The organism is Arthrobacter sp. 10T419 (assembly GCF_056394105.1).
In genome coordinates, this window is record NZ_JBFTHF010000049.1 from 1 (window position 1) to 435 (window position 435).

General features: G+C 59.3%; 1 protein-coding gene. It reads left to right on the top strand.

Going from position 1 to position 435, the window contains the following annotated elements; translation table 11 throughout:
• Window positions 1–26: 26 nt before the first annotated feature.
• Window positions 27–435 (top strand): recombinase family protein (locus AC1DBD_RS17820; protein WP_476982720.1); only part of this gene is annotated, 409 nt, incomplete at its 3' end.

Genomic DNA, 435 nt, shown 5'->3' on the forward strand with positions numbered 1-435 from the left:
AAGTAAGGGCGGCCGAGTATGTCCGCATGTCGACTGAACATCAGCAGTACTCGACTGAGAATCAACGCGACAAGATCCGCGAATATGCCCTATGTCGCGGCTTTCGCATTGTTCGCACCTATGCAGACGAGGGAAAAAGCGGCTTGCGGATAGATGGGCGCCAAGCACTTCAAGACCTCATCCGGGACGTCGAGTCCGGCGCGGCGGATTTCCAGGTCATTCTCGTCTACGACGTCAGTAGGTGGGGCCGCTTCCAAGACGCCGATGAGAGCGCCTACTACGAGTACATCTGCCGGAGGGCCGGCCTGCAGGTTGCGTACTGCGCCGAGCAATTCGAGAACGACGGCTCACCAGTCTCCACGATCGTCAAGGGCGTTAAGCGCGCGATGGCCGGAGAGTACAGCCGCGAACTGTCAGCAAAGGTCTTCGCTGGGC